The 6718-nt window shown below is 68.6% G+C and carries 3 protein-coding genes; 2 read left to right on the forward strand and 1 reads right to left on the reverse strand.

Going from position 1 to position 6718, the window contains the following annotated elements; all coding sequences use genetic code 11:
• On the reverse strand, window positions 1–4476 hold a 4476-nt coding region (locus I71_RS00250; protein ID WP_244433526.1), incomplete at its 3' end, for an alpha-2-macroglobulin.
• A gap of 335 nt (window positions 4477–4811) precedes the next feature.
• Between I71_RS00250 and I71_RS00255 the strand changes: the two genes are divergently transcribed.
• Both I71_RS00255 and I71_RS00260 read left to right on the forward strand, forming a co-directional pair.
• Window positions 4812–5240 (forward strand): hypothetical protein, encoded by a 429-nt coding sequence (locus I71_RS00255; protein WP_042688590.1) that lies wholly within the window; start codon window positions 4812–4814, stop codon window positions 5238–5240.
• Window positions 5241–5289: 49 nt separating this feature from the next.
• Window positions 5290–6660, forward strand: coding sequence for a PepSY domain-containing protein (locus tag I71_RS00260; RefSeq protein ID WP_042688591.1), 1371 nt, complete (start codon window positions 5290–5292; stop codon window positions 6658–6660).
• Window positions 6661–6718 lie beyond the last annotated feature (58 nt).

Genomic DNA, 6718 nt, shown 5'->3' on the forward strand with positions numbered 1-6718 from the left:
CGCACCGCCCAGCGTCATCTCCGCCTTGGCCGGCGCACCGCGCAGCAGCGCGTCGGCGGCCAGCACTGACCACGCCTTCTCCTGCGTGTTGGTGCGGTTGGCGGCGGTGGCCGAGGCCGGCAGGCGGTCGATCAGTGCCGGGATGCGGTTGCCCGCCATGTTGACCTCGGTCATCAGCGCCACCAGCGCCGCGGCGTCGCGGACGGTGGAGCCGTAATCGACATGCCATTCCTCGCGCGCCAGATGGCCGACCGCGCTGTCGAAGGCGCTTGCCGCCCGCTCCTGGTCGCCCATGCGGGCGAGAGCCGCGCCCAGCTGCCCCTTGGCGAGCGGGGTCGGCAGCTTCTCCAGCGCGGTGTCGTGCAGGTAGCGCGCCGGACCCGGAAGCGAGACGCCGGCCAGCGCCAGCGTGTGCAGGGCATAGGCGCGCACCGCCAGTTCGTTCGGCTCCGACGCGCTGGCGATGGCGCGCTGGCGCAGCCAGTTCAAGGCGTCGGTCAGCGGCTTGTCGGGAACCGCTTCGCCCTTCTGCTTGGCGCGGACCAGGAACTCGGTGGCATAGGCGGTCAGCCAACCGTCGGCCTCGTCATGCGCCCCCCACAGGCCAAAGGCGCCGTCGAAGCGCTGCTTGTCCAGCGTGCGGGAGATTGCCTGTTGGACCCGCGCCTCCAGCCCGTCATCGGGCTTGCGGTCCTTGCCCAGCGCCAGTTCCACGTCGCGCACCACCAGCAGCGGCAGGGCACGGCTGACCGTCTGCTCCAGGCAGCCGAACGGATAGCGGTCGAGCGCCCGTAGGATGCCGGCGACGTCGAAAGGCGGTGCCGTGGTGAAGCTGGCCGACCAGCTGGTGGTTCCCGGCAGGTAGGTGGCAAGCTCCGCGCCATCGAAGCGGACGCTCTCGCCGGGGGCGATCTGGCGGGTGACGAACTGCGTCTCGACCGAACGCGCCGGGCGGACGGTGATGCCGTACTCGTGGTTCAGCGCCAGGTTCTCCGGCCCCTTCACCGCCACGGCGACATGGCCGATGCCGGCGGCAACGCCCTTCAGCGGCAGGATCAGAGTCTTGCGCTCGCCCTTCGCCAGCGGGACGGAAAGGTTTCCACCCTCCACCGCCACCGCGTCCTGCGCTGTGACCGCCACCTCATAGGTGCCGGCCGCCGCCTCGACATTGTGGAGCGACAGGGTGACGCGGCTGTCGTCGCCGGGGGCGAGGAAGCGCGGCAGGATGGCGTCGGCGACCAGCGGATCGCGCACCGTCACCGGCCCGGCGGCGGAGCCGACGCGGCCGCGGCTATAGGCGACGGCCATCAGCCGAAGCTCGCCGTTGAAGTCGGGAACGTCGAAGCCGATGCGGGCGGTGCCGTCGGCCCCCACCTTCACCGGCCCCTGGAACAGCGAGACCACGGTGAAGGGCACCACCGGCAAGCCGGCGCCGCTCGAATCGCCGCCCTGGCGCATGGCGCCATAAGGGCCGTCGAGCGGGTCGATCAGCCGGCCGTAATCGTCACGGATGTCCAGCCCCAGCCGGCGCTTGCCAAAATAGTGCTTCTCCGGCTGCGGGCTGGCGAAGTCGGTCAGGCGCAGGATGCCCTCGTCGACCGCAGCCAGCGTGACATAGGTATCCTGCATCGACCCGCCATCGGCGGCGGCGACCTTCACCCCGACCTCCAGCCGGCTGCGCGGGCGCATCACCTGCGGGGCGTCGAGCGTGACGGTCATGGTGCGCACGGACGGATCGACGCCGACCCAGGCGACGCCCATCGCGCGCACCGGCTGCCGTTCCCGTCCCTTGACCGGCGGGCGATAGGCGGTGGCGGTGACATAGGCACCGGGACCCCAGGCGGCATCGACCGGGATCTCCACCGTCGCCCCCTCGGCCGGGACCGAGATGGTGCGCACGTCGAAGATGCGGTCGGTCGCCACCGTCACCAGCATTTCGCCGGCGAAGGGTGGCGCCACGCGGATGCGGGCGGTGTCACCGGGTTTGTAGGATTGCTTGTCGGTCGAGACCTCCAGCTTGTCCGGAATGTCGGTGGACTCGTCGCCGTTCGCCCAGCCGGAATAGAAGCGGTAGGAGCTGGCCACACCAGCCGCCTTGTCCGTCACCTCCAGCCGGTAGCGGCCGAAGTCGCGCTTGCCCAGCGCCACCAGCGCCGGCTTGTCGGCCCCGACATCGACGGTGCCCGAAGCCAGCGGCACGTCGCGCACCGTGGCGTTGTAGCTGTAGCGGCCGTCGCGGCGGAACCAGACGAAGGAAACCCGCTCCTCGACGAGGTCCCACTTGATGCCGGGCTTGGCGATGGCGCTGCCGTCCGGCGCTACGGCGACGAGGTCGAAGGCGGCCTCGCCCCCTTCGCCGACGCGGCCGTCGGAGAAGCGCGGGCGCAGGCCAAGCGCATGGGTCTTCGGCCGCACCGGCACACTGACCGACTTGCTAACCGGGCGCCCGCCCGGCTCGGACAGGGTGACGCGGATGTCGGCACGCAACGGTTTGCTGGTATCCGGCACCTCCGGCAGGATCACGGCGACGTGCGACACGCCCTGGTCGTCGGTGGTCGGGAATTCCAGCGAGTCGAGCCGCTCGGTCGGCTTGTCCTGAACCCGGCCGAAACGAAAGTCCTTGAAGGCGGGATAAGGCATCGGGTCGGTCTTCAGCGCCACCTCGGCGGTGCCGTCCAGTCCGGCAGCCGGCGGTCCGTAGAGGAAGCGGCCCTGCGCCGTCACCTCGAAAGGCTGGCCCGGCACCAGGATCGGCGCGCTTGCGGTCACGTCGAGCGCCAGTTTGATCGGCACGAAATCCTCGACCTGGAAGGAGCCGCGGCCGATCGGCTCACCCTTCGGGTCGCTGTAGACCTGCACTTCCCAGCCGCCGAGCGGCGCGGTGCGGGTCAGGGCCAGCGGCAGGAAGAAGCCGCCGGCATCCTGGCTCTTCAAGGCGCCGCTGTAATATTCGGTGCCGCTGGGGCGCAGGACCTTCACCGTCAGCGGGAAGTTGTCCACCGCCTCGGTCTTGTCGTCGCGCAGCAGGATCGACAGGTTGACCGTCTCACCCTGGCGGTAGACACCACGGTCGGCATAGACGAAGGCGTCCATCGGACCCGGTGCCGGACGCCCGCCGACCCCGCGGTCGCTGAGGTCGAAGGCGGCGCCGGTCAAATCCTGCATGGCGAAATCGGTGCCGAGATAGGCCATCACCATCTCGGGCGCGTTGCCGCCGGTCTTCAGCAGGCCGGGCGCGAAGCGGGCGCGGCCGAACTCGTCGGTCTTGGCGCGGGCCAGTTCGGAGTTGTTGCGGGCGACCAGAGCGACATCCACCCCCGGCAGCGGCTTGGCGGTGCCGAAGGACCGGGCGAAGACGGTCAGCCCATCGGCGCCGCGGAAGCTGGTCAGGCCGATGTCGGACAGCAGGACCCATTGGGTCGCCAGCGTTTCCCAGCGGTCGGATTCCTCCACGTCATGCGGACGGGCGGTGACGACATAGAGGCCGGACTTGGGATCGTCGCCCACCGCCTGACGGAACGGAATCGCCGCAGTGGTGTCGCGGTTGCGCTCCCCCTTCACATCCAGCGAGCCGGACCACACCAGCTCGCCATTCTCCTGTGCCAGCCGGTCGGCGGAATAGCTGGTCAGCTCGTTGAAGATGTTGCCTTCATATTTGTTGGACACCAGCGCCCGGTCGGCGATGCGATAGACCGACACGTCGAGCCGGTCGGTGTTGACGCTGACCACCGGGATGCCGTCGGCGCCCTTGCGCGGCAGGATATAGGCGGAGCCGCGGAAGCTGGCCATCGCCGGCCGGTCGGGCACGCGCACGCGCTGCGTCTCGTCGGCCTTCAGGTTCACCCCGTCCTCGCCGGGCAGTCCCTGGCGCAGGGTGACGGTGTAGCTGGCGCCATGGGTGACGCCGCGCAGGCACAGGCTGTTGTCCCGCGTCTCGATTGCGGTCTTGGTCGGCGGCTCCACCCGGACATAGTCGTCGAAGCGAATGCCCTGCTTGCCGCTCAGCCGGTCGTTGAACTGGAAACAGACTCGCGGGCTGCTGCCCTCGGGATCGACGGAGACGGCGGTCATCGCCAGACCGGCCTTGCGGCGCAGCGCGACGATGCGCTCCTCCAGCTTCGGCGCCTGAGCATCGAGCGTCGCCGCCTCCATCTTCGGCGCGATGTCCCGGATCGATTTCAGCGCCTTCACCGCCTCGTCCGGCTTGCCGAACGCCTCGTCCATCAGCGTGGCGATCCGCCAGAGAATGGCGACGCGCTCCTCGTCCTTCGGGTTGAACTGCCCGGCCATCACCGCGCTCTGCAGCGCGCGGTCCTTGTTGGGCGGGGATGCCGCCATCCAGGCGGCACTCAACTCCAGCCAGACCGACGGCGATCCGCCGCCTTGGGTGATGGTCTTCTCATAGGCCTGGATGGCGCCGGCCATGTCCTTGCGGTCGCGCGCGGCGCGCGCCTGCTTGAGCAGGTCGGCGATCACCTGGGGCTTCGGTTGCGGCGGCGATTTCAGCAGCAAACCGTTGGCGTAGGCGGTGGCGTCGAAAGCGCACCGGGCGGCGTATAGTCGGCACGGACCGGCCCACCGCGAAAAGCCATCACCAGCAGAACCGAAAGCAGCGTCAGCAGCCTTACCATCATGTCGCCTTACCGAGCGGAAGCAGGATGATCCGTTTATAGCGCCGATAATCGGATGCTGGCGATATGGCGAACCGCCGATGCACCTTTCGGCCGTAAGGAGAAGATTTGGCTATTGTTCGCCTGTGGCGGATCCGGTAACGATCGCTGCCATCTGAGCTGCGAGGCGGTCGCAACGGGATGCTGGCATATTGCCGCAGACTGCAGGAACGATGGGGGCTGGCGCTTGCACTCGCGCTGGCGCTGAGCCTGTTCGTCCGCATCGCTGCTCCCGCTGCGGGCGCCGCCGACCGCGATGGCTATGTCGCCATCTGCACCGGCGGCGAGATCGTCTATCTGCCGGTCGATCGGGACGGCGTCCCCCTCCAGGACAGCGTTCCGCTGACCGATACCGACGGCATCGACAAGCAACAGCTTTCCCCGCTGCATCTGCCTTGCAGCTGGCTCGGCCAGTATGTCGCGTTGTTGCCGGCCCTGCAGATGCCGGCCCTGCCGGTTGCGATCCTGCTGTCCGCAGAGTCGCCGAAGCCCGATAGGCTCAACCGGTCGAAGGAGCGGAAACCCTTCCAGTCCCAAGGCCCGCCATCCGATCGTCCGACGAAGCACTGAACCGCCCCAGGCCGGGGCGATCCGCACCGCGACGACCGAATGGACACTCATGACTGAACCTCTGCAAGGCGGAGCCGTCGGCTCTGCCCTTTACCGTGCGCTGTGGCGCTGGCACTTCTTCGCCGGGCTGATCTGCGCCCCCATCGTCATCCTGCTGTGCGTCACTGGCGCCCTCTATCTGTTCAAGGACGAGATCAACGACAGCCTGCATCGCGACCTGCGCATCGTCGCGCCGCAGGCCACGGAAAAGCTGGCGCCGTCCGCTCTGGTCGCCAGGGCGCTGGAGGCCCATCCCGGTACGCTCAAGGGCTACGCCCCGCCCGCCGCCCCCGACCGCGCCGCCGAGGTCAAGATCGCTGGATCCGACGGGTTGAAGGACATCGTCTATGTCGATCCCTATGACGGCCGGGTGCTGGGCAGCCTGTGGGACGGCGGATTCGCCGGATCGCCGTCCATGTATGTGGTACGCAAGCTGCACAGCCTGCAATATGCCGGCTGGTTCGCGGAGCGCGTCGTCGAGGGCGTGGCCGGCTGGATGGTGCTGATGACCGCGTCCGGCATCTACCTCTGGTGGCCGCGCGGGCAGCAGAAGAGCGGCCAGAGGGGCGGTGTCATAACCGTGCGCGGCAAGCCGGGCAAGCGCATGTTCTGGCGCGACCTCCATGCCGTCACCGGCATCTTCGTCAGCGTCTTCATCCTCTTCCTGGCGATGACCGGGCTGCCCTGGTCGGGCTATTGGGGCAAGCAGTTCTACGCCACCGCCTACGCGATCGGTATGGGCATGCCGGACGGCTATTGGGACAAGTATCCGGTCTCCACCGTGCCATTGAAGGACACCATCGACCGCGCCCCCTGGATCGTCGAAAACCAGCCGACTCCATTGTCCACGGCGGCATCCGGCATTCCCGCAAAACTGGATGACGTGGTGCGAACGGTCGAGGGGCTGGGCATGGCGCCGGGCTTTGCCATCGTCATGCCGAGCAAGCCGGATGGCGTTTTCACGGCATCCGTCTATCCCGACGACGTCCCGAAGGAACGCGTGATCCATCTCGACCAGTATACCGGCAAGCCGCTGTTCGACATGCAGCTCAAGGATCTCGGCCTGTTCGGCCGGCTGGCCGAATGGGGGGTCGGCATCCATATGGGCCAAGCCTTCGGGCTGGCAAATCAGCTGGTCCTGCTGGCCGCGCTGGTGGCGATTGTCGGCCTGACCCTGTCGGGGCTGGTGATGTGGTGGAAGCGCCGCCCGGCGGGCAGCCTGGGCGCACCGCGGCTGCCCGCCGGCACCGGGGTGCCGAAGGGGCTGATCGTGATCGCAATTGCGGGCGGCCTCTTCTTCCCGATGGTTGGCATCTCGATGCTGGCTTTCGCCGTCTTTGAGGCTGCCGCCTTCGGAACCCGCAGGATGCGGACGGCCTGACGGGCAATCCCGTCAGGGGGGCGCCGGCGTCGGGCCGGCGTCCAGCGCGATGCGCAAG

Origin of the sequence: Azospirillum sp. B506 (assembly GCF_000333595.1) — a bacterium.
Classification (GTDB): Bacteria; Pseudomonadota; Alphaproteobacteria; order Azospirillales; family Azospirillaceae; genus Azospirillum.

Excerpts from the sequence above, each read along its gene's own strand:
- I71_RS00255 (WP_042688590.1), top strand. The coding sequence starts at position 4,812 with ATGCTGGCATATTGCCGCAGACTGCAGGAACGATGGGGGCTGGCGCTT.
- I71_RS00260 (WP_042688591.1), top strand. The coding sequence starts at position 5,290 with ATGACTGAACCTCTGCAAGGCGGAGCCGTCGGCTCTGCCCTTTACCGT.